This window comes from Hymenobacter siberiensis (genome assembly GCF_018967865.2).
GTDB classification, from domain to species: Bacteria; Bacteroidota; Bacteroidia; order Cytophagales; family Hymenobacteraceae; genus Hymenobacter; species Hymenobacter siberiensis.
This window is the reverse complement of record NZ_JAHLZY020000003.1, coordinates 35,448-54,733: the sequence shown is the minus strand read 5'-3', so window position 1 is coordinate 54,733 and position 19,286 is coordinate 35,448. Positions and strand designations below refer to the sequence as shown.

At 63.7% G+C, this 19,286-nt stretch carries 19 protein-coding genes; 14 read left to right on the top strand and 5 right to left on the bottom strand.

Going from position 1 to position 19,286, the window contains the following annotated elements; all coding sequences use genetic code 11:
* Window positions 1–50: 50 nt before the first annotated feature.
* The 3 genes from KQ659_RS20900 to KQ659_RS20890 all read left to right on the top strand — a co-directional run bounded on the left by KQ659_RS20900 (window position 51) and on the right by KQ659_RS20890 (window position 2,006).
* Window positions 51–1,109 (top strand): response regulator, encoded by a 1,059-nt coding sequence (locus KQ659_RS20900; RefSeq protein WP_216690897.1) that lies wholly within the window; start codon window positions 51–53, stop codon window positions 1,107–1,109.
* A gap of 179 nt (window positions 1,110–1,288) precedes the next feature.
* Window positions 1,289–1,552 carry a hypothetical protein gene (locus tag KQ659_RS20895; RefSeq protein ID WP_216690896.1) on the top strand — a complete coding sequence of 88 codons (264 nt, stop codon included), beginning with the start codon at window positions 1,289–1,291 and terminating at the stop codon, window positions 1,550–1,552.
* A gap of 55 nt (window positions 1,553–1,607) precedes the next feature.
* A complete protein-coding gene (locus KQ659_RS20890) occupies window positions 1,608–2,006 on the top strand; it encodes a hypothetical protein (RefSeq protein ID WP_216690895.1) in 399 nt (132 codons plus the stop codon).
* Between the two features lie 443 nt (window positions 2,007–2,449).
* Here the strand turns inward: KQ659_RS20890 and KQ659_RS20885 are convergent, their stop codons facing one another.
* From KQ659_RS20885 to KQ659_RS20870, 4 genes are all read right to left on the bottom strand, one after another.
* Complete coding sequence (locus KQ659_RS20885) at window positions 2,450–3,520, bottom strand: chemotaxis protein CheB (protein WP_216690894.1); 1,071 nt, start codon at window positions 3,518–3,520, stop codon at window positions 2,450–2,452.
* A 596-nt stretch (window positions 3,521–4,116) separates the two neighbouring features.
* On the bottom strand, window positions 4,117–5,430 hold the full coding sequence (gene nhaA, locus KQ659_RS20880) for a Na+/H+ antiporter NhaA (RefSeq protein WP_216690893.1): 1,314 nt from the start codon (window positions 5,428–5,430) through the stop codon (window positions 4,117–4,119).
* Window positions 5,431–5,493: 63 nt separating this feature from the next.
* The gene (locus KQ659_RS20875; protein WP_216690892.1) at window positions 5,494–8,124 is read right to left on the bottom strand and encodes a cation-translocating P-type ATPase; all 2,631 of its coding nucleotides are present in this window, start codon (window positions 8,122–8,124) and stop codon (window positions 5,494–5,496) included.
* A 241-nt stretch (window positions 8,125–8,365) separates the two neighbouring features.
* Entirely contained in the window at window positions 8,366–9,190 is an 825-nt protein-coding gene (locus tag KQ659_RS20870; protein WP_216690891.1) for a universal stress protein, read from the bottom strand.
* A gap of 230 nt (window positions 9,191–9,420) precedes the next feature.
* Here KQ659_RS20870 and KQ659_RS20865 point away from each other — a divergent pair, with 230 nt between their 5' ends.
* The gene (locus KQ659_RS20865) at window positions 9,421–10,437 is read left to right on the top strand and encodes a 2-hydroxyacid dehydrogenase (RefSeq protein WP_216690890.1); all 1,017 of its coding nucleotides are present in this window, start codon (window positions 9,421–9,423) and stop codon (window positions 10,435–10,437) included.
* A 137-nt stretch (window positions 10,438–10,574) separates the two neighbouring features.
* Here the strand turns inward: KQ659_RS20865 and KQ659_RS20860 are convergent, their stop codons facing one another.
* Window positions 10,575–11,180: a TlpA family protein disulfide reductase gene (locus tag KQ659_RS20860; protein ID WP_216690889.1), complete on the bottom strand. Its 606-nt coding sequence runs from the start codon at window positions 11,178–11,180 to the stop codon at window positions 10,575–10,577.
* Between the two features lie 132 nt (window positions 11,181–11,312).
* Here KQ659_RS20860 and KQ659_RS20855 point away from each other — a divergent pair, with 132 nt between their 5' ends.
* The 10 genes from KQ659_RS20855 to KQ659_RS20810 all read left to right on the top strand — a co-directional run bounded on the left by KQ659_RS20855 (window position 11,313) and on the right by KQ659_RS20810 (window position 19,208).
* On the top strand, window positions 11,313–11,636 hold the full coding sequence (locus KQ659_RS20855) for an ArsR/SmtB family transcription factor (RefSeq protein ID WP_226915991.1): 324 nt from the start codon (window positions 11,313–11,315) through the stop codon (window positions 11,634–11,636).
* 65 nt (window positions 11,637–11,701) lie between these two features.
* Window positions 11,702–12,520 carry a sulfite exporter TauE/SafE family protein gene (locus KQ659_RS20850; protein ID WP_216690888.1) on the top strand — a complete coding sequence of 273 codons (819 nt, stop codon included), beginning with the start codon at window positions 11,702–11,704 and terminating at the stop codon, window positions 12,518–12,520.
* 45 nt (window positions 12,521–12,565) lie between these two features.
* The gene (locus KQ659_RS20845) at window positions 12,566–13,921 is read left to right on the top strand and encodes an MBL fold metallo-hydrolase (protein ID WP_216690887.1); all 1,356 of its coding nucleotides are present in this window, start codon (window positions 12,566–12,568) and stop codon (window positions 13,919–13,921) included.
* A gap of 135 nt (window positions 13,922–14,056) precedes the next feature.
* Entirely contained in the window at window positions 14,057–14,398 is a 342-nt protein-coding gene (locus tag KQ659_RS20840; protein ID WP_216690886.1) for a rhodanese-like domain-containing protein, read from the top strand.
* A gap of 70 nt (window positions 14,399–14,468) precedes the next feature.
* Window positions 14,469–15,029, top strand: coding sequence for a YeeE/YedE family protein (locus tag KQ659_RS20835; protein ID WP_216690885.1), 561 nt, complete (start codon window positions 14,469–14,471; stop codon window positions 15,027–15,029).
* A gap of 9 nt (window positions 15,030–15,038) precedes the next feature.
* Window positions 15,039–15,686, top strand: coding sequence for a class I SAM-dependent methyltransferase (locus KQ659_RS20830; RefSeq protein ID WP_216690884.1), 648 nt, complete (start codon window positions 15,039–15,041; stop codon window positions 15,684–15,686).
* Window positions 15,683–16,093, top strand: coding sequence for a DUF6691 family protein (locus KQ659_RS20825; RefSeq protein ID WP_216690883.1), 411 nt, complete (start codon window positions 15,683–15,685; stop codon window positions 16,091–16,093). The genes KQ659_RS20830 and KQ659_RS20825 overlap by 4 nt, the downstream gene beginning before the upstream one ends.
* A 24-nt stretch (window positions 16,094–16,117) precedes the next feature.
* Window positions 16,118–17,167 (top strand): c-type cytochrome, encoded by a 1,050-nt coding sequence (locus KQ659_RS20820; protein ID WP_216690882.1) that lies wholly within the window; start codon window positions 16,118–16,120, stop codon window positions 17,165–17,167.
* Window positions 17,168–17,176: 9 nt separating this feature from the next.
* On the top strand, window positions 17,177–18,640 hold the full coding sequence (locus KQ659_RS20815) for an OprD family outer membrane porin (RefSeq protein WP_216690881.1): 1,464 nt from the start codon (window positions 17,177–17,179) through the stop codon (window positions 18,638–18,640).
* A gap of 19 nt (window positions 18,641–18,659) precedes the next feature.
* Window positions 18,660–19,208, top strand: coding sequence for a DsrE family protein (locus tag KQ659_RS20810; protein WP_216690880.1), 549 nt, complete (start codon window positions 18,660–18,662; stop codon window positions 19,206–19,208).
* Window positions 19,209–19,286 lie beyond the last annotated feature (78 nt).

Genomic DNA, 19,286 nt, shown 5'->3' with positions numbered 1-19,286 from the left:
CCGTTGAACAAGCCCCAAAACCGTCCCTTCCACCCTTCACCTCCCCTTTCATGCTCACCATTCTACTCATTGAAGACCATCAAATCATCCGGGAAAACACGGCGCAGCTACTGGAGCTGGCCGGCTACACCATGCAAACGGCCGAAAACGGTGAGGTGGGCGTGCAGCTGGCCCTGCGCGACCGGCCCGACCTGGTTATCTGCGACATCATGATGCCTGTGCTCGACGGCTACGGGGTACTCCAGATTTTCAACCAGCACCCACAGCTCACCGGCATCCCGTTCATCTTCCTCACCGCCAAAACCGACCGGGCCGACCGCCGGCGCGGCATGGCCCTGGGGGCCGACGACTACCTGAGCAAACCCTTCGAAAAAGCAGATTTGCTCAGCGCCGTGAGCGGGCGGCTCAGCCGCTTTCAGCACCTGAAGCCGGAACCGAACCCCAACGACGAGCGCCTGCACCAGTTTCTGGACGAAGCACAGCAGACCGGCGACCTGGCCAGCCTCTCGCTGGACCGCAAGCCCCACCTGATTCGCAAAAAACAGGATATTTACCTCGAAGGCGACGAATCGACCCGGCTCTACTACGTGCAGAGCGGCCGGGTGAAAACCGTGAAAACTACCGATGCCGGCAAGGAGCTGATTGTGGGCCTCTACGGCCCCGGCGAATTTTTCGGCTACCTGCCGCTGTTGCAGCACACACCCCACTGCGACTCGGCTATTGCCGTGGACGAGGCCGAGCTGCTCTACATTCCGAAGGATGATTTCATGGCGCTGCTGCTGCGCAACCCCGACGTGGGCCAGCAGTTTGTGCGCCTGCTGGCCGGCCAGGTGAGCGGGCAGGCCGAGCAGCTGCTGGCCCTGGCCTACAGCTCCATCCGCCGGCGGGTGGCCGATACGCTGGTGCAGCTGCACGAGCAGCAGGCCGGCACCGAAGCCGCCGACGCGGGCATTCAGCTCACCCGCGACGACATGGCCGCCATGGTGGGCACCGCCCCCGAGTCGCTGAGCCGCACGCTGAACGAGTTCAAGCAAGCCGGCCTGATTGCGTTGAGCCCGAACACCATCCGGGTGCTGGAACCCGAAAAGCTGCGCCGGGCCCATTGGTAGGCCACGGCACCGCGCGGCGCGGGCGGCAGTTCCCACTTTCGTTGACAAAGCTCATCCTTTGGGGATGAGCTTTTGCATTTCCGGGGCCTGGTGGGGCCGGTACTTTTGATACAGCCAGCCCCGGAGCAGTCCGGGCGGTGTCAACTGAATTTTATTCGTTTTACCCCCCCCCCTCCACCATGTCAAAGCCCCCCATCAATCCCGATAGCAAACAACCCGTGCTGCCCCGCCAGTCAACGCGCAGCGCCAAAGGCATTCCGGCCGGCGAGGGCCTCTCGAAAGCCAGCGTGAAAACCATTCCCGACCTGGAGGCGCTGGCCGATACGCTGGACCTGAGCCAGGAGTACACCGACGGCCCCGACGAGCCCGGCGCCAACGCCCCCCTAACCCACCCCAACCGCAACCTCGACAAGCCCGACAACGACCACCAGCCCTACGCCTAGGCCCGTTTCGGGCGGGGTCCCGCAATTCCCATTCTCACCTTTTCCTTTTTTAATCATGGCTACTAAAGCGAAGAACGAACACCACCAGACGCAGGCCCAGGTGGCCAACGACGGCAGCGATGCCCCCACCGATGCCAACGTGCACGGCGCGGGCGTGCAGCAGCAAGGCGCGCAAAAGCTAACCAAAGCCGCAAGCAGCGAAGGCCACCACGGCGGCAACCACGGCAACGACGTGAACGACGATGGCCAGCCGGCCTACACCGCCAAAGGCAGCAGCAACAAAGGCACACAGCTCAGCGCCGAGCAGCGCAACAGCGGCGGCGGCTCCGACCAGGAGCGGAAGAATCAACCCAAGAACACCACGGCCTACAACACCGATAACACCGGGGGCAATGCTTCCCCCAGCTCCGCCAACGACGGCGGCAAAATCGGCGATGCCGACAACCCAATATAACCGGCCGCCCCGCAGCGTAGCAAAAGGCTTCTCAGCAACCGCCGGGGAGCCTTTTTTTGCGTATTGTCGTAGCTGGGTTGGTTCATTAGGCCGGACAGGGTTCGAAAGGGAGGATTAGGGAAGCAGCACGTAATCAGGCAGTAAGTAGTCGGTCATAAGTAATCGGTAGTCAGACAGAAGTCAATTGACTGATATTTAAATAGCTGAAATCTGACTACTTATTACTAACTACCTACTTAACCAACGAAAAGGTTGGTAAGGTGCGAAGCAGGACTGCGGAAACCCACGGGCCGCACCTGGCGGGCAGCCAGGCAATGCAAGACGCGGTGGGCCCCGGCCAAAACGCGGGGGCGGGCCGGCTGCCATGGCCCCCGGCCTGGCACAGCCAACGTGCATTTACCGGTATTCCCGACCCTCTGGGTGCGGGCGTGATGCCGGTCTGGTCAGGAAATGGGCCGCTTGTTTTGCCGGAACTGCAGGTCCCCGCTCAGGGCTTCCTGTGTGAGGATGGATTGGTGCACAATGCGGGCCTGCAGGCCGGTTTCATCGGCTTTGCGAAAAAATAGCTCGGCTACTTCCGTTTGCTGATTTTCGGTGAAGTGCATGCCCAGGTTGTGGAGCAGCATCTTGGTTTCTTCGAGCCCGCGCATGGCCTGGTAGAGCAGGCTTTCGACCGAGGCGGTGACTTCGCTGAGCAGAGAGCTGACCGTGTAGGCGTGGCCCGTGTGGCAGCGGTAGCGAATCAGATTTCCCTCAATTAGTTGGGTGAGGGCGCCGTGGCAGTCCGGGCAGGTGAAGGGCGTGAGCAGGCCCTTCTCAATGATGCCCAGCTCGAAGCCCCCGCCCTGCTTGGCAATGGTGAGCTCGATTTTGAGCAGGTCGAGCTGCTCGGCGGGCAGGTGCGGCCGGGGCGGGGCGGGTTCCCGCGTCAGCCGCACCAGCAAGGCCCCGAGTTCGGCCAGGGGAGTCACGTAATCGGCTTCGACGAACTGGAGCGCATTGGTCGGCATGGCCGGCTGCTCGGCGTCGTTCGGGTCCTGCACAATGGCTACCCCGCCCATGCGCTGCACGCTCCACAGGCCGGAGGTGCCGTCGTCGAGGTAGCCCGTGAGCACCACGCCCAGCACGCGGGGCCCAAACGTGTAGGCCGCCGAGCGAAACAACGCGTCGATGGACGGCCGGAAGCGGTTTTCCTTCGGTCCCCGCGTCACCAGCACCTTGTCGTCTTCGAGCAGCAGGTGGTGGTCGGGCGGAGCCACGTAGATGACGCCAAGCTCCACGGTTTCGCCATTCCGGGGGTGCCGGGCCTCCAGGGCCGACACGGAGCTGAGCAGCTGGGGCAGAATACTCGGCGAATCCGGGGCTACGTGCTGCACGATGAAAATGGGGGCCGGAAAGTCGGCCGGCAGGATTTTGGCCAGCGCCAGCAAGGCCGTGACGCCGCCAGCTGAGGCACCAATGACCACGATATCCCGGAAATGTGGCCGGGGTTTGCGGCGAATAGCAGTGTCCATGGGCTTCATTGTGTGGTGAGGGTGCCCGGCAGATTCAGTACAAGGGCTACGCGCACTGCCGCCGGGCCCGTTTTATCTGGCAATAATCATGTCTTTTAACGACCAGCCAATGGCTAGAACATCATTTCTGGACTGGTCATCAATCTTGTGCTTACACAACGCCGTCAACAATCGACTTGATACCAGCTGTGCCTCCGAGGCGTTCAAAAAGGATATTAGTCATGGCTAATAAGTCTAAAAGTGACGTCGGGCAGCCTGGAAATCGCTAAAACCGAATGAATATCAAACAACTGCCTTGCCTGGCTCAATTATTCAAACTTACGGGCGGTGGTTCCGGCATTGGTTGACAAAGCTCATGCCCCGGGGATAAGCTTTGTCAACCAATGCCGTTCGCGCCGGGGCGCTGCCGCCGCGTAGCGCGGGCGGCCATCGACAAAGCCCATGCCCCGGGGATGAGCTTTGGGAACTAACCAGTTGCTGGGCGCTCATTGCCGGCTGCTATTTATGCGCTGATAATCAGCTAAAAAATAGCAGCCGGCAACAAAAAAGCCGCCTCAACAGCAGTTGCGCAGCAACAGGTAAAGAGCAACTCCGGATTACGCTGGCGCGGTTAGCGTACGCCGCAGCAGCGCGTAGCCCAGCCCACTGGCGCAGACGGAGGCCACCAGCACCGCCAGCTTGGCCGTGTCGATATCGGGCGAGCGGGGGTCCAGGGCCAGCAAGGTGATGAAAATGGACATGGTGAAGCCAATGCCGGCCAGCACGCCCACGGCCCATATCTGCGACCAGCCCACGCCGGCCGGCAGCTTGGCCCACCCCAAACGCACCGTGAGCCAGCACACGGCCCCAACGCCCAGGGGCTTGCCCACCAGCAGCCCCACCACAATGCCCAGGCCCAGCGGCGAGAGCAGCCCGCGCACGGCCGCCGGTGCAATTACCAGGCTGCTATTGGCGAAGGCAAACAGGGGGATGACCACGAAGGCGACCACAACGTAGAGCTGGTCCTCCAGGCGTTGGGCCGGCGAGCTGCTGCTGCGGCCCAGCGCCTCCAGCTCCGCCCCGATGCCGTGCGGGTCGGCGCTTTTGTGTTGCGTTCGGTCCTGCAGCCGGCCTAGCTGCCGGTGCAGCCGCTCCAGCATTTCGGGGCGCGGGCAGGCGTCGCGGAAGGGAATGGCCACCGCCAGCAGCACCCCGGCCAGCGTGGTATGAATGCCCGATTCGAGCATGAAGTACGTGAGCAGCAGCCCCAGCGGCAGGTAGGCCCACAAACTACTTACGCGCAGGTAGTTGAAAGCCAGCAGCAAAGCCCAGGTACCGATGGCAAGGTACAGGTAGTTCAGGTACAGGGTTTTGGTGTAGAAACCGGCAATAATGGCCATGGCCCCCATATCATCGACCACAGCCAGGGCTGTGAGAAACACCTTGAGGCCCAGCGGTACGCGCGGCCCCAATAGCTGCAGCACGGCCAGCGCAAAGGCAATGTCGGTGGCCATGGGAATGCCCCAGCCGCTGGCCGTAGGCGTGCCGTGGTTGAAGAGTGTGAAGAGCAGCGCCGGCACCACCATGCCCCCCAGCGCCCCGGCCAGCGGCAGGGCCGCCTGGTGCAGCGTGGCGAGCCCGCCCCCCAGCACTTCACGCTTGATTTCCAGGCCGACCATCAGAAAAAACAGGGTCATCAGCCCATCGTTTATCCAGTCCAGCAGCGAGTGGTCGAGCACAAGATGGTGCACCGTAATGCGCAGGTGCTGGTGCCACACCGCCGGGAAGTGCTGGCCCAGCCCCCAGCTGATGTTGGCCAGCACCAGGGCCAGCACCGCGCTGGCCAGCAGCAACAGGCAGCTGGCCGCCTTGAGATGGAAGAACTGGGCGAAAGGCCGCACCAGGGGGCGCATGAATCGGACAATGGCCATGGCGGTAGGGTGAAGGAGTACGAGCCGTCGGCCTGTTGGCCGGGCAGGCGAAACAGGCCGTGCTCAGGTAGCACGACGAGATAATAACGCGACACTTTTATCCTTAAGTTGCAGCATCACATCACTCCCACGCCGCCGAATGATGAGCTTCTGGATTTCCACCACCCAGAACACCACGCTGGCCACGGCCACCGTGATGCCCAGCTCGGCCACGGTGAGCGGCTGGGTGCTGAACAGCTCGTTGCAGAAGGGTACGTACAAGATAGTGAGGTGCAGGCCCACGGTGAGCACCACCGACCCCAGCATGGCCTTGTTGGAAAACAGACCGAGGGTGAAAATGGACTCGCGCCGCGAGCGAATGACCAGCGCCATGCCCAGCTGGCTGAAGCAGAGCACGGTGAAGGCCATCGTTTGCCAGTGCGGCAGGCCCCGGTGAATGGACCAGGCCTGCATGCCGATGGTGAGGCCGCCCACCAGCAGCCCGATACCCAGAATAAACCAGCCCAGGCCATCGGAGAAAATAGTCTGGCGCGGGTCGATGGGCGGGCGCTGCATGCTGTTCTTTTCCGACGGCTCGTAGGCCAGGGCCAGGCCGGGCAGGCCGTCGGTTATCAGGTTAATCCACAGAATGTGAATGGCCAGCAACGGCACGGGCAAGCCGAAAAACGGCGCGCAGAACAGGGCAATGATTTCCCCCGCGCTGCCGGCCAGAATGTAGCGGATGAACTTGAGGATGTTGGCGTAGATGCGCCGCCCGTGCCGCACCGCCTCCACGATGGTCGCAAAGTCGTCGTCGAGCAGAATCATGGCTGCCGCCTCCTTGGCCACCTCCGTGCCGTGCAGGCCCATGGCAATGCCGATATCGGCGTTTTTGAGGGCCGGGGCGTCGTTCACGCCGTCGCCGGTCATGGCCACGAACTGGTGCCGGGCCTGCAGCGCACCGATGATGCGGAGCTTCTGCGCCGGGTCGACACGGGCGTACACCCGCACTTTTTCCACCAGGGCGGCAAAGGCGGGCTCATCCAGCGCCGCCAGCTCGGGGCCGGTGAGCACCAGCTCTTCATCGGAAGAAATGATGCCCAGCTGCTCGGCAATGGCCTTGGCCGTGAGCTTGTGGTCGCCGGTAATCATGACGGCAATAATGCCGGCCGTTTTGCACTCGGCCACGGCCTGGCGGGCTTCCTCGCGGGGCGGGTCCATCAGGCTGGCGAAGCCGAGGAAGGTGAGGCCGGTTTCCACGGCGGCCGGGGCGAGGTCGACGGGCATTACGGGTAGTACTTTGGCCCCGTAGGCCAGCACCCGGTAGCCCTGGGCGGCCATTTCGTCCACGCGCCGGGTGAGGTCGATAATACTGGCCTGCTGGCTGCCGGCTAGCTGCTTGTACAGCGCCCCCGCCGCGCCTTTGGTAAGCACCAGCACGCCCGCCGGGGTTTGGTGCAGCGTGGTCATGCACCGGCGCTCCGAGTCGAAGGGCAGCTCGGCCAGGCGCGGAAACTGCTGCTCCAGCGCCGGGCGGGTATAGTCATGGGCGGCGGCATACCGGGCCAGGGCGACTTCGGTCGAGTCACCCAGCCATTGGTTTTCGGGGTCGCAGGTAGCATCGGTGTTCAGGGCCAGGGCCGTGAGCAGGGCGTTGCGGTCGGCCAGGCCGGGCAGGGTCACGGCGGGCACTTCGTAGAGGTGCTGCACCGTCATCTGGTTCAGGGTGAGGGTGCCGGTTTTATCGGTGCAGATGTAGGTGACCGAGCCCAGCGTTTCCACGGCCGGCAGCTTGCGGATGAGGGCGTGGCTCTGCATGAGCCGGCCCGCGCCCAGCGCCAGCGACACGGTAACCAGCGCCGGCAACGCCTCGGGCAGGGCCGCGATGGCCAGCGAGATGGACACCAGCAGCAGGTTTTCCCAAGGCTCGCCCCGCAGCCAGCCCACGCCAAAAAACAGCCCGCCCACCACCAGCGCCGCCACCGACAGGCGCTTGCCCAGCGTGCCCAGCCGCTTTTGCAGCGGCGTCACCACTTCGGCGGTCTGAATGAGGGCGGCAATCTTGCCCAGCTCGGTGCCCATGCCGGTGCCCACCACGTAGGCCGTGGCCCGGCCGTTGGTCACAGCCGTGCCCTTGTAGCCCAGGTTCAACCGGTCGCCGAGGGGGTAGTCGCCGGGCGGCAGCGCATCGGGCGTTTTCTCCACGTCACCGGATTCGCCGGTCAGCGACGACTCGTCCACTTTCAGGGCGTGGGTTTCCAGGAAGCGCACATCGGCCGGAATCACGTTGCCGGCTTCGAGCAGCACCACATCGCCGGGCACCAGGTCGGCGGTGAGCACTTGCTGCGGCTGGCCGTCGCGCAGCACCTGGGCGTGGCTGGCGGCCATCTTTTGCAGGGCCTCCATGGCCTTATCGGCCCGGTATTCCTGCACAAACCCGATGACGGCGTTCAGCACCACAATGGCCAGAATGACGTAGGCCGACTTGGCTTCGCCGATGAGCACCGACACCCCGGCGGCGGCCAGCAGCACCAGAATCATCACGTCGGCCAGCTGGTGCAGCACCAGCTGCCAAAGCGTTTTCTGCTTGGTGTCGGCCAGCCGGTTGGGACCGTACTCGGCCAGGCGCTGCCCGGCCGTGGTCGCGTCGAGGCCGGCCGGCGAGGTAGTCAGCGCGGCAGCCACGTCGGTCACGGGGGTCAGGCAGTAGTCCATAGGAAGATGTTAAGTTGAATTTGCCCGAATGCCCGCCGGGGCGCGAAGCGGAAGCCGCGCGAGGCAAAAAGGAAGCCGTGCCCGGCACCCGTATGCTCCGGTCCGACTGCCCCAGGCGGTCGGACCGGAGCATACGGGTGCCGGGCACAAGAATTTAATTAACAAGACTGTGCCTCATTATCACCCAGGCTTCGTTGCCGGGCCCTGGCGGCCTGGCGGGTTAGTTCTTCTACGTGCAGCGTCAGGCAATGGTGGGGAGCACCAGCACCGGCACCGGGCTGTGCAGCAGTACTTCAGCCGTCACGCTTTGGTGAAACAGCTGCCCCCAGAAGCTGCGGGGCCGCGCCAGCAGCACCACCAGGTCTGTGTCGCCGGCCTGGGCAGCGTGCAGAATGCCGTCGGCCGGGCGGGCCGCCGCCACGCGCCGGAAGCGCATCGGCACCGGCAAATCAACGCCCAGCCCGGTGCGCCGCACCGACGCCATTACCTCGTCCTCCGAAATATCGGCGGCGGCATCAGGTGCTACGTGCAGCACCGTCAGCTCCACGCCCAAGGTGCGCGACAGGTAGCGCATAACCCCGGCGTGCGGGCCGATGGTGAAGTCCTCCCCATCGACGGCCAGCAGCACACGCCGGGGCAAGGTGCTGCTGGCCAGTGTGTGCGGCACAATGAGCATGGGGTACAGTGCCGTGCGCAGCAGGTCGAGCGCGGTGGTTTGCACCAGCTCGTCGGGCGTGGCCGAATAGTCGGGCCGGCCCAGCACCACCAGCAGCGGATGGTGCCGGCTCACGGCATCGGCTACGGCAAAGGCCACGCGGCCGTGCCCAATTTCGGTCACTACCGGCACGGCCAGGTCATCGGTTACCCGGCTCAGGGCCATTGCCGTAGCCTGCTTGCTCAGGTCGGACAGCTCGCCGGTGAACATCTCCGGGTCGAGAATGGAGTCGCGGCGCACGTGCAGCAGCACCAGCCGGGCCCCAAGCGGCCGGGCCAGGTTGGTGGCGTAGTCGAACGCCTTGTTGGCGGCCCGAAAAAAGTCGGTGAGAATCAACAGGGAAGGCGTCATGGGGCGGTGCTTGGGGCGGAGGTAACAGCACTGGCAAAGAACCGGGCAGCGGGCGGCAAACGGCATGCGCAAGGTCAGGCCCCGGGAATGACTTTTATCAAGGAGCCGGCTGCGCGCGCGGCGTATTCTTGTATTTCCACCGCTTTGCGAAATTCCCTGAGCACGGCTGCCGGCGCGCCACTCCTCACCCGACAATTTGTACCCAACATCCTTTTCTTCAACACAATCCCATGACCATCACCGTTTTCAGCGCCTACCCCTTCGAGCGCCCCTACCTCACCACCGCCGCGCAGGGCCATCACACCTTCCATTTCCTGGACGCGGCCCTGACCCTGGAAACCGCTGCCCAGGCCGCCGGCAGCACCGCCGTGGCCATATTCGTAAACGACGATGCCTCCGCGCCAGTGCTCGAAAAACTCCGGGCGCTGGGCGTGCGCTACCTGCTGGTGCGCGCCGCCGGCCACGACAACGTGGACCTGCCCGCCGCCCACCGGCTGGGCCTGCGCGTGGCCAACGTGCCGCACTACTCCCCTTTCGCCATTGCCGAGCACACCCTGGCCCTCATGCTGGCCCTGAACCGCCACCTGCGCCAGGCCGATGCCCAGGTGCGCCGCGCCGACTTCCGGCTCGACAACCTCGTGGGCTTCGATTTGCACGGCAAAACGGTGGGTATCATCGGCTGCGGCACCATCGGCGGCACGTTGGCGGGCCTGCTGCACGGCTTCGGCTGCCGATTGCTGGGCTACGACATCCAGCCCGATGCGGAGCTGACCCGGCGCTACGGCCTGGAATACGTGTCGCTGAACGAGCTGTGCGCGCAGGCCGATGTCATCACCCTACACGCCCCGCTCACGCCCGTCACCCGGCACCTAATGAACGCGGCGCAGCTGGCCCGCACCAAGCGCGGCGTTATGCTCATCAACACGGGTCGGGGCGCGCTGCTGGACACGGAGGCCGCCCTTAAGGTGCTGGAATCGGGCCAGCTGGGCTACCTGGGGCTCGATGTGTACGAGCACGAAAAAGGCCTGTTTTTCAACGACCATTCCCGGCAGCCCCTCCAGGATGCGCTGCTGGTGCGGCTGCTGGCCCACCCCAACGTGCTGATAACCGGCCACCAGGGCTTCCTGACCCACGACGCGCTGACTAACATCGCCACCACCTCCATCGAAAGCCTGGACTGCTGGCTAGCCGGGCAGCCCACACCCAACGAGCTGGTCCCGCCCCCACCAATGGCAATACCGGCCTGATAACAAGCAGGGAAAGCCCCTGTAATTATCCTTGTGCCTGAACAGCAAAACGTCATGCAGAATGCGCTGCATGATGTTTTTTTTTGCGCGGCTCACCAACTGGGGGCCCCGCTTTTGCTTTCAGAGTCAGTTTATATTCAGCGAGTTGCTCCTTTCGCCAGCTTATCCAGCGCGGCCAGGAACTCGGGCGTGTCGTACTCGGCCATGCCGTCGTGGCGAGCCGCTACCTGCCCATCGGGGCCAAGGATGACGGTGGAGGGGATGGAGTTGGAATCGAACGGCGCGGGCAGGTCGCCGGTGCGCATGTACACGGGAAAGGTGTAGCCCTGGGCCTTCACGAACTTCTGGGCCTTGGCCACGTCATCATCGAGCGAGAGCATCACGAAGGCCACTTTGGAGTGGTCCACCTTCTTATAGAGGGCCTCGATGCCGGGCATTTCGGCACGGCAAGGCGGGCACCAGCTGGCCCAGAGGTTCACGAACACCACTTTGCCTTTCAGGTCGCTCAGATTCAAGGCTTTGCCGTCGAGGGTGGTCATGGGCAGGTTGTGGGGGTAGGCGCTGCCGCCGGTGAGCACCACCGGCATTTCGTTGGCGGGCGCGACGGGCACGTCGGCTTTCATAAGGCCGGTAGCCAGCAGGCCGCGCTGCAGGCCACCAAGCACGATGGGCCGCAGGGGCGAAAGCATGACGAGGGCAAACAGGGCCAACGGGAGCCAGGAGGTGAGGGTTTTTCGATTCATGGTTGGAAAATTGAAATAGTTCGAAAGCTCCTCGAGGGCGTAGGTTCCGGGAAGGAAATTATTGAACATGGTGAACTTATTGGGGGCTTACGATTGTACGCATGATAAGTTGTTCATATATTTGCAATCCAAATGACACTTCTCGCTTCCCCTGCTGCCATTGATATGGGCCTCTCCATCGAGAAGATGGAGAAAGTGGCCTTCATTCTCAAAACCACGGCCCACCCTACGCGCATCGCCATCGTGCAGCTGCTGGCCGCGCAGGAAAGCCTGTCGGTCACAGAAATCAGCGACAAGCTGAGCGTGGAGCAGAGCCTGCTCTCGCACCACCTCTCGGGCATGAAGCTCAAGGGCATTCTGAGCAGCACCCGCGAGGGCAAGAACATTTACTACTCGCTGAAAATGCGGGAGGTGATTGACGTGATTCAGTGCCTGGCCGGCTGCACCTTTTTGTAAGGAACCGGCGCTTTTTTTGCCGCAACACATGAACAACCTTTCATAAATTCATACGTAAAACACGCATGCTTCACTACCTCGGTTATTTCGCCGCCATCTTTATCGGCCTCTCGCTCGGCATCATGGGCGGCGGGGGCTCCATTCTCACGGTGCCCGTGCTGGTGTACCTGATGGGCGTGAGCCCGGTGCTGAGTACGGCGTATTCGCTGTTTGTAGTAGGCAGCACCTCGGTGGTGGGCGCCTGGGGCTATTTCCGCAAGGGGCTGGTGTCGCTGAAAACGGCCGTGGTGTTTCTGATTCCCTCGCTGGCCTCGGTGTTCTTGGTGCGCAAGGTGCTGATGCCGGCCATCCCGCACGAGCTGTTCACGGTGGGCAACATCCTCTTTACCAAGGATTTGCTAGTACTGGTGGCCTTTGCGGTACTCATGGTCGGCGCGGCCGTTTCCATGATTCGCAGCAAGCAGGCCGAAGTGGTGCTGGGCGAGGAGCTGCACCAGAAGCACGCGTTCAACTACCTGCTCATTCTGGGCATTGGCCTGGTGGTGGGTCTGCTCACGGGTTTTGTGGGCGCGGGGGGCGGCTTCCTCATCATTCCGGCCCTGGTGCTGGGCGCACGCCTGCCCATGAAGCTGGCCGTGGGCACCTCCCTGGCCATTATTGCCCTCAACTCGCTCATCGGCTTCAGCGGCGATTTGAGCGCGGGCACGCCCATTGCGTGGCCCTTTATCCTTGGTTTTCTGGCCTTTGCCCTCGGCGGCATCGTGCTGGGCACCTACCTGGCCCGCTTCATTCCAGGGGCCAAGCTCAAGCCCGCTTTCGGCTGGTTCACGCTGGCCATGGGCACGTTTATTCTCACCAAGGAGCTACTGTTTCATCACGCTTAACAAACTGTTTTTCAACATTCTCTCACCCGTTTCTCATCGAATACCATGAAAATCGAGCAATTTGAAGACAAGGGCCTCGCCCATTATTCCTACGCCATCCTCAGTGATTGCGCCCGCGAAATCGTGTTGGTGGACCCCGCCCGCGACCCGCAGCAATACTACGATTTCGCGAAGCAGCACGACGCCAAAATCGTGTGCGTGCTCGAAACCCACCCCCACGCCGACTTCGTGTCATCGCACTTGGAAATCGCGCAGCAAACCGGCGCCGTTATTCGCGTCAGCAAGCTACTGGGAGCCGAATACGCCCACGAGGCGTTTGACGAGGGCGACTCGTTCATGGTGGGCAAGCTCACCTTCCGAGCCCTGAATACGCCCGGCCACTCACCCGATTCGGTGAGCACCGTGCTCAGCCGCGAGGGCAAAGACGTGGCCGTGTTCACGGGCGACACGCTGCTCATCGGCGACGTGGGGCGGCCCGACCTGCGCGAAAAGGCCGGCAACATGACCGCCAAGCGCGAGGAGCTGGCCAAGCAGATGTACCACAGCACCCGCGAGAAGCTAATGACACTGGCCGACGACGTGCTGGTGTACCCCGCCCACGGCGCGGGCTCGCTCTGCAGCAAGGCCACCAACTCGGCCAACAGCAGCACCATCGGGGCCGAAAAGACCGGCAACTACGCCCTGCGTCCTCAGTCGGAGGAGGACTTCGTGAAGGAGCTGCTGGCCGACCAGCCCTTCATTCCCAAATACTTCGGCTACGACGTGGACCTGAACAAGGCCGGCGCGCCCGACTTCGCCCCGAGCATCGCCAAGGTACCCCGCCTGGATGCCGATGCGCCGCTGGCAGCCGGGGTAGTGGTAGTGGATACCCGGCCCGAAGCCGAGTTCAAAAAAGGCCACGCGGCCGGGGCCATCAACATTCAGCAGGGCGGCAAGTTCGAAACCTGGCTGGGCTCCATTGTGGGGCCGCAGGAGTCGTTCTACCTGCTAGCAGCCGACGAGGCCACGCTGACGGACCTGATTCAGAAAACGGCCAAAATCGGCTACGAGCCGCTGATTAAAGGCGCGCTGGTGGGCACGTCTTCTACCCAGGAGACCATGCCCGAAATCGACGTAGAGGCCTTCCGCCAGCACCCCGAGAACTACACCATTGTGGACATCCGCAATGCCTCGGAGGTGAAAGCGGAGCCGCTGTTTGCCGGGGCCCTCAACCTGCCCCTGCCCGAGCTGCGCGAGCGGGTGGGCGAGATTCCGGCCGGCAAGCCCGTGGTGGTGCATTGCGCCGGCGGCTACCGCTCGGCAGCCGGCAGCAGCATTGTGGCCCCGGCCCTGCCCGGCACCACGGTGCTCGACCTAGGCGAGGCCGTGGAGTCCTTCCAGACGGCTGGTGCCGCCCACTAACGAGTCGGTAGACCGTCATGCTGAGCATGTGGCGCATCAAGCCAGGGTGCGCCGCGGTAGAGATGCTTCGACTGCGCTCCGCTTCGCTCAGCATGACGGTCAATTTTCTTTCATTTCACTCACCCCTCGCCTGCTATGTTTGGTTTCAATAAATCTGCGGACTCCGCTTTCCAAAACCTCACCCCCGCAAAGTTTGCCGAGGGCCTGCGCCAGCCCGACGCGGTGCTCGTGGATGTGCGCCGCCCCGAAGAGTTTGCCCAGGGCCATTTGCCCGGGGCGGTGAACATCGAAGTCACCGCGCCCGACTTTGCCCAGCGCGTGGCCAGCCTCGACAAAGAAGCGCCCACCTACGTGTATTGCCGCAGCGGTGCCCGCTCCGCCAGCGCGGCCGGGCAGCTCACCCAGGCCGGTTTTGCCAATGTGAGCAACCTGCTCGGCGGCGTGCTCGACTGGACCGAGCCGCTGACGACTAAATAGTCGCTCCCCTTTGTTTTTCTCAGCGTCCGGCTCCAAACCGGGCCGGACGCGCTATTTCAATTCGAATTTTATGCTTGAACTTTTGCAAAAGCCCTGGCCCTGGTACGTGGCCGGGCCCCTGATTGGCCTGACTGTGCCGGCCCTGCTGCTCATCGGCAACAAGGCCCTGGGCATCAGCTCCTCGCTGCGCCATGTGTGCGCAGCCTGCGTGCCGGCCGGCATTCCCTTTCTCACCTACAACTGGCGGGCCGAAATCTGGAACCTGGTGTTCGTGTTGGGCGTGGCCCTGGGCGGCTTTATCGGCTACCGGGTGATGGGGCACCCCGACGTGGTGGGCATCTCGCCCGAAACCGTGCACGACCTCAAGACCCAGCTGCACCTCACCGATTTTTCGGGCCTGCTCCCCCGCGAGCTGTTTTCGCTTGATAACCTAGCCAACTGGAAAGGCTGGTTCTTTCTGGTATTCGGGGGCTTTCTGGTGGGCTTCGGCACGCGCTACGCCGGGGGCTGCACCTCGGGCCATGCCATTTCGGGCCTCTCGAATTTGCAGTGGGTGTCGCTGGTGGCCGTTATCGGCTTTTTCGCCGGCGGCTTGCTGATGACCTGGGTGGTTTACCCGAAGCTGTTTTAATTGCCGACCATGACGCACGCCGCCGATTTCTGGGATGCCCGCTACGAGGCCGAGGCCTATGCCTACGGCACCGAACCCAACGCCTACTTCCGCCGACAGCTCGACACGCTGCCACCCGGCCGCCTGCTACTACTGGCCGAGGGCGAAGGCCGCAACGCCGTGTACGCCGCCCGCAAGGGCTGGCAGGTCACGGCCGTGGACTTTAGCGACGAGGCCCGCGCCAAGGCCCAGCGCCTGGCCGCCAGCCATGGCGTGCGCCTCGACTACCGCGTGGAGGACCTGATGGACCTGGCCTGGCAGCAGCCAGCCGGCTACGATGCCATCGGGCTGATTTACGCCCATTTTCCGCCCACTGGGCGGCAAGCAGTGCACACCGCCGCCGTGGCCAGCCTGGCCCCCGGCGGGCACCTACTGCTGGAGGCCTTCAATCCCCGGCAGCTCGGCCTCTCGTCGGGCGGCCCGCGCGAGGCCGAGCTGCTCTACGAGCCGGCCCAGCTGGCCGCCGATTTCGCCGGCCTGACGCTGCTGGAAAACTACGAAGCCACGGTGGTGCTGCGCGAAGGCAGCTTCCACGCCGGCCCGGCCCAGGTGGTGCGCCTGCTGGCCCAGCGCCCCACCCTTGCTACCTCATCCACTGAACTCACTTACTCGATATGAAATACTTTAAATACCTGGTGCTGGGCACCTTGTTCGGCATCATCCTCACCAAAAGCGAAGTCATCAGCTGGTTCCGGATTCAGGAGATGTTCCGCTTTCAGGCCTTCCATATGTACGGCGTCATCGGCTCGGCCGTCGTGGTGGGCATGATTTCGATTCAGCTCATCAAGCGCAACCGACTGAAAAGCATCGACGGCGAGCCCATTGTGCTCGCCGACAAGAAATTCAACCACGGCATCTGGATTGGCGGCTTCATCTTCGGCTTGGGCTGGGCCATTACCGGCGCCTGCCCCGGCCCCCTGTTTGCCCAGCTGGGCAGCGGCGTGGGCGCGGCGGCCGTGATGATTGTGGCGGCCCTGGCCGGCACCTGGACCTATAGCGCCCTGCGCGAAAAGCTGCCTTACTAACGTATCCTCCTCACTAAACTGACCATGAAACCCTCGGAAGAACGGGTGCAACAGCTGCCCCACCTGGTGCGCCTGCTGATGCTGCTGACGGCGGCCGTGGTGCTGGTTCTAGTGGTGGTGCTCACCAAGCTCTATGGGCCGCCGGCCGCGTCCACGCCCGTGGTGGTAGAGGACGAGGCCACGCAGGGCCCGCCGCCGGCCGGCAGCTACCACCGCCCCGCTACCGCGGCCCCCGATACGGCCCTGATTCCGCGCACGGCCGCCGGCCGCCAGATTCGCTACGGCCGCGAGCTGATTGCTAATACGGCGCAGTACCTGGGGCCGCAGGGCACAGTAGTTCATCTCACCAACGGCATGAACTGCCAGAACTGCCACCTGCAGGCGGGTACCCAGGGCTTCGCTAACAACTACCTGGCCGTGGCGGCCACCTACCCCAAGCTCCGCGCCCGCTCGGGCCAAGTGGAGAGCATCGATAAGCGCGTGAACGACTGCCTGGAGCGCAGCCTCAACGGGCGGGCGCTGGCCGACAGCAGCCGCGAGATGCGCGCCATTGTGGCCTACGTTAAGTGGCTGGGTCAGGACATTCCTAAAGGAAAAAAGGTGTACGGCACGGGCTTCCTCAAGCTGGCCTACCTCGACCGAGCTACCGACCCGGTGATTGGCAAAGCCGTGTTCGCCAGCAAGTGCCAGAGCTGCCACGGAACCACTGGCCAGGGCCAGCCGCTGGCCGACGGCTGCGGCTACCAGTACCCGCCGCTGTGGGGGCCGCACAGCTACAACGACGGCGCGGGCCTGTTCCGGGTCACCAACCTAGCCAAGTATGTGAAAGCGGTCATGCCCTACGGCGCCACCTTCGACCACCCGCAGCTCACCAACAAGCAGGCCTGGGACGTGGCGGCTTTCGTGAACTCGCAGCCCCGCCCGCACCTGAAAACCATGCACGACTGGCCCGACATCAGCAAGAAGCCGGTGGACCATCCCTTCGGGCCCTACGCCGATGCGTTTTCGGTACAGCAGCACAAATTCGGACCGTGGCAGCCCATTGAGGCCGCCCACCCCGGCAAAAGCAACTAATTCCCGCTAATGAATTTTCTCTTACGTCTCCGCGTGGCCGCTCTGTTGCTGGCTCCCCTCGCCGCGCGGGCGCAGCAGGCCGAGCCCGCCCCTACCCTGCCCACCACCGGCCGGCCGGTACTGGCGCCCTACGCCAACCCTGCCAAAACCGCTAAGGCCGACACTCTGCCGGCCCGCACGCTGGCCGAAGCCTTCGGGCGGGGGCAGTGGCACGGCCGGGTGCGCAACTACTTCATGGCCACGCGCAACCAAGGCGGCCTGCCCGACTACTACGCCAACGGCCTGGGTGCCGGGGCACGATTCGAAACGGCCCCGCTGCACGGGTTTTCGGTGGGAGCCAGCGGCTTTTTCTGGGTGAACCTGGCCGCCAATGACCTGGCCACGCCCGACGCGGCTACCGGGGCGGTGAGCCGCTATGAAGTAGGCCTGTTTGATGTGAGCGACCCCACCCGTCGCCAGCTCACGGGCCGGCCCGAGGAGCTGTTTGTGCGCTACCGCTGGCGGAAGTCGGTGGCCACCTTTGGCCGACAGCTGCTGGTCACGCCCCTGCTCAACCCACAGGATGGCCGCCTGAGCCCCAACTACGAGCAGGGTCTGTGGCTGGAAGTGAACGAGCTGGCCCGCACCCGCATCACGGCAGGCTGGCTCACGCACATGGCCGTGCGCTCCACCTCGGAATGGGCCTCGGTGGCGGGCTCCATCGGCCTCTACCCGACCGGTGTAGATGAAACCGGCAAGCGCGCCCTCTATACCGGCAACCTGAGCAGCCGCGGCCTGGGCGTGCTGGGCCTCAGCCGGCAGCTGGGTACCCGCACCCGCATGCAGGCCTGGAACTACTACGCCGACAACCTCTTCAACAGCTTATTCACGGAGCTGACAACCAGCCGGGCCGTGGGTGCGGGCCAGCTCACGCTGGGCGCGCAGTACCACTACCAGCGCACGGTAGGCACCGGCGGCAACGCCGACCCGCGCCTGGCCTACAGCGCCCCTGGCCGCCAGGCCCACGCCCTGAGCGCCCGCCTGGGCGCGCAGCACGGCCCCTGGAGCCTGAGCGCCAACTACACGCGCATCACCCGCACGGGGCGCTTTCTGTTTCCGCGCGAGTGGGGCCGCGAGCCGTTCTACACCTTTCTGCCCCGCGAGCGGGAAGAGGGTTTCGGCGGCCTCGACGCGGCCGCGCTGCTGGCCAGCTACGCGGTGCCGGCCGTGCCGGGACTGAAGGCGGAGGCCGGCTATGGCCACTACTACCTGCCCGACATGAAGGATTTTCGCCTCAACAAGTATGGTGTGCCTTCATATAGCCAGCTCAATGCCTCCCTCAGCTACCCGCTTCGCGGCTGGGCCAAGGGCCTGCGGGGCCAGCTGCTCTACCTTTACAAGGCCTCCCTGGGCGACACTTACGGCGAAACCCGCTACGTGGTAAATAAAGTGGACATGCACCAGCTGAGTCTGATACTGAACTATGATTTCTAACCCCAATAACCGCCTGCCGATGAACTCCTTTTCCCGCCTGCTCGCCACCGCCGCCCTCTTGGCCACCATGGGCACCGCGCAGGCCCAGACTACGCCTCCGGCACCCGCTGTTACGCCAGTTGCGGGCGCTACCGCCCCAACCCAGGCTCCGGTCCTGACGCCACCCAATGCGGCCGTAGCGGCCAAGGCGGCGGCATTTGAGGGCGCGCCAGCTACCAAAAAGCATTATCGCGCCGTTTATCAGCTCGATAGCAACGAACCCAAGCTCATCAACCAGACGCTGCACAACATGCAAAATGCCCTGAAAGACCCGCGCCTAAAGGATAAGCTAGAGTTGGAGCTAGTGGTGTTCAGCGGTGGCACGGTGGTGTTCAAAAAAGACCAGCCCTACGAGGCCGACGTGCTGGCCCTGCAACAGGCCGGCGTTATCCTGTCCCAGTGCGCGAACTCGATGAAAGCCTATAAGCTGACCAAGGATGACATGCTGCCCTACATTTCCGTGGTGCCCACCGGCAACGGCGAGCTGATTATCCGCCAGACTGAGGGCTGGGTGCTGGTGCATCCGTAGCCGGCTTCCGATATCAAGCAAAAAAAGCCCGTCATGCCGAGCATGGATCAGAGAACTCAGCATAAGGTTTTCTTCCCC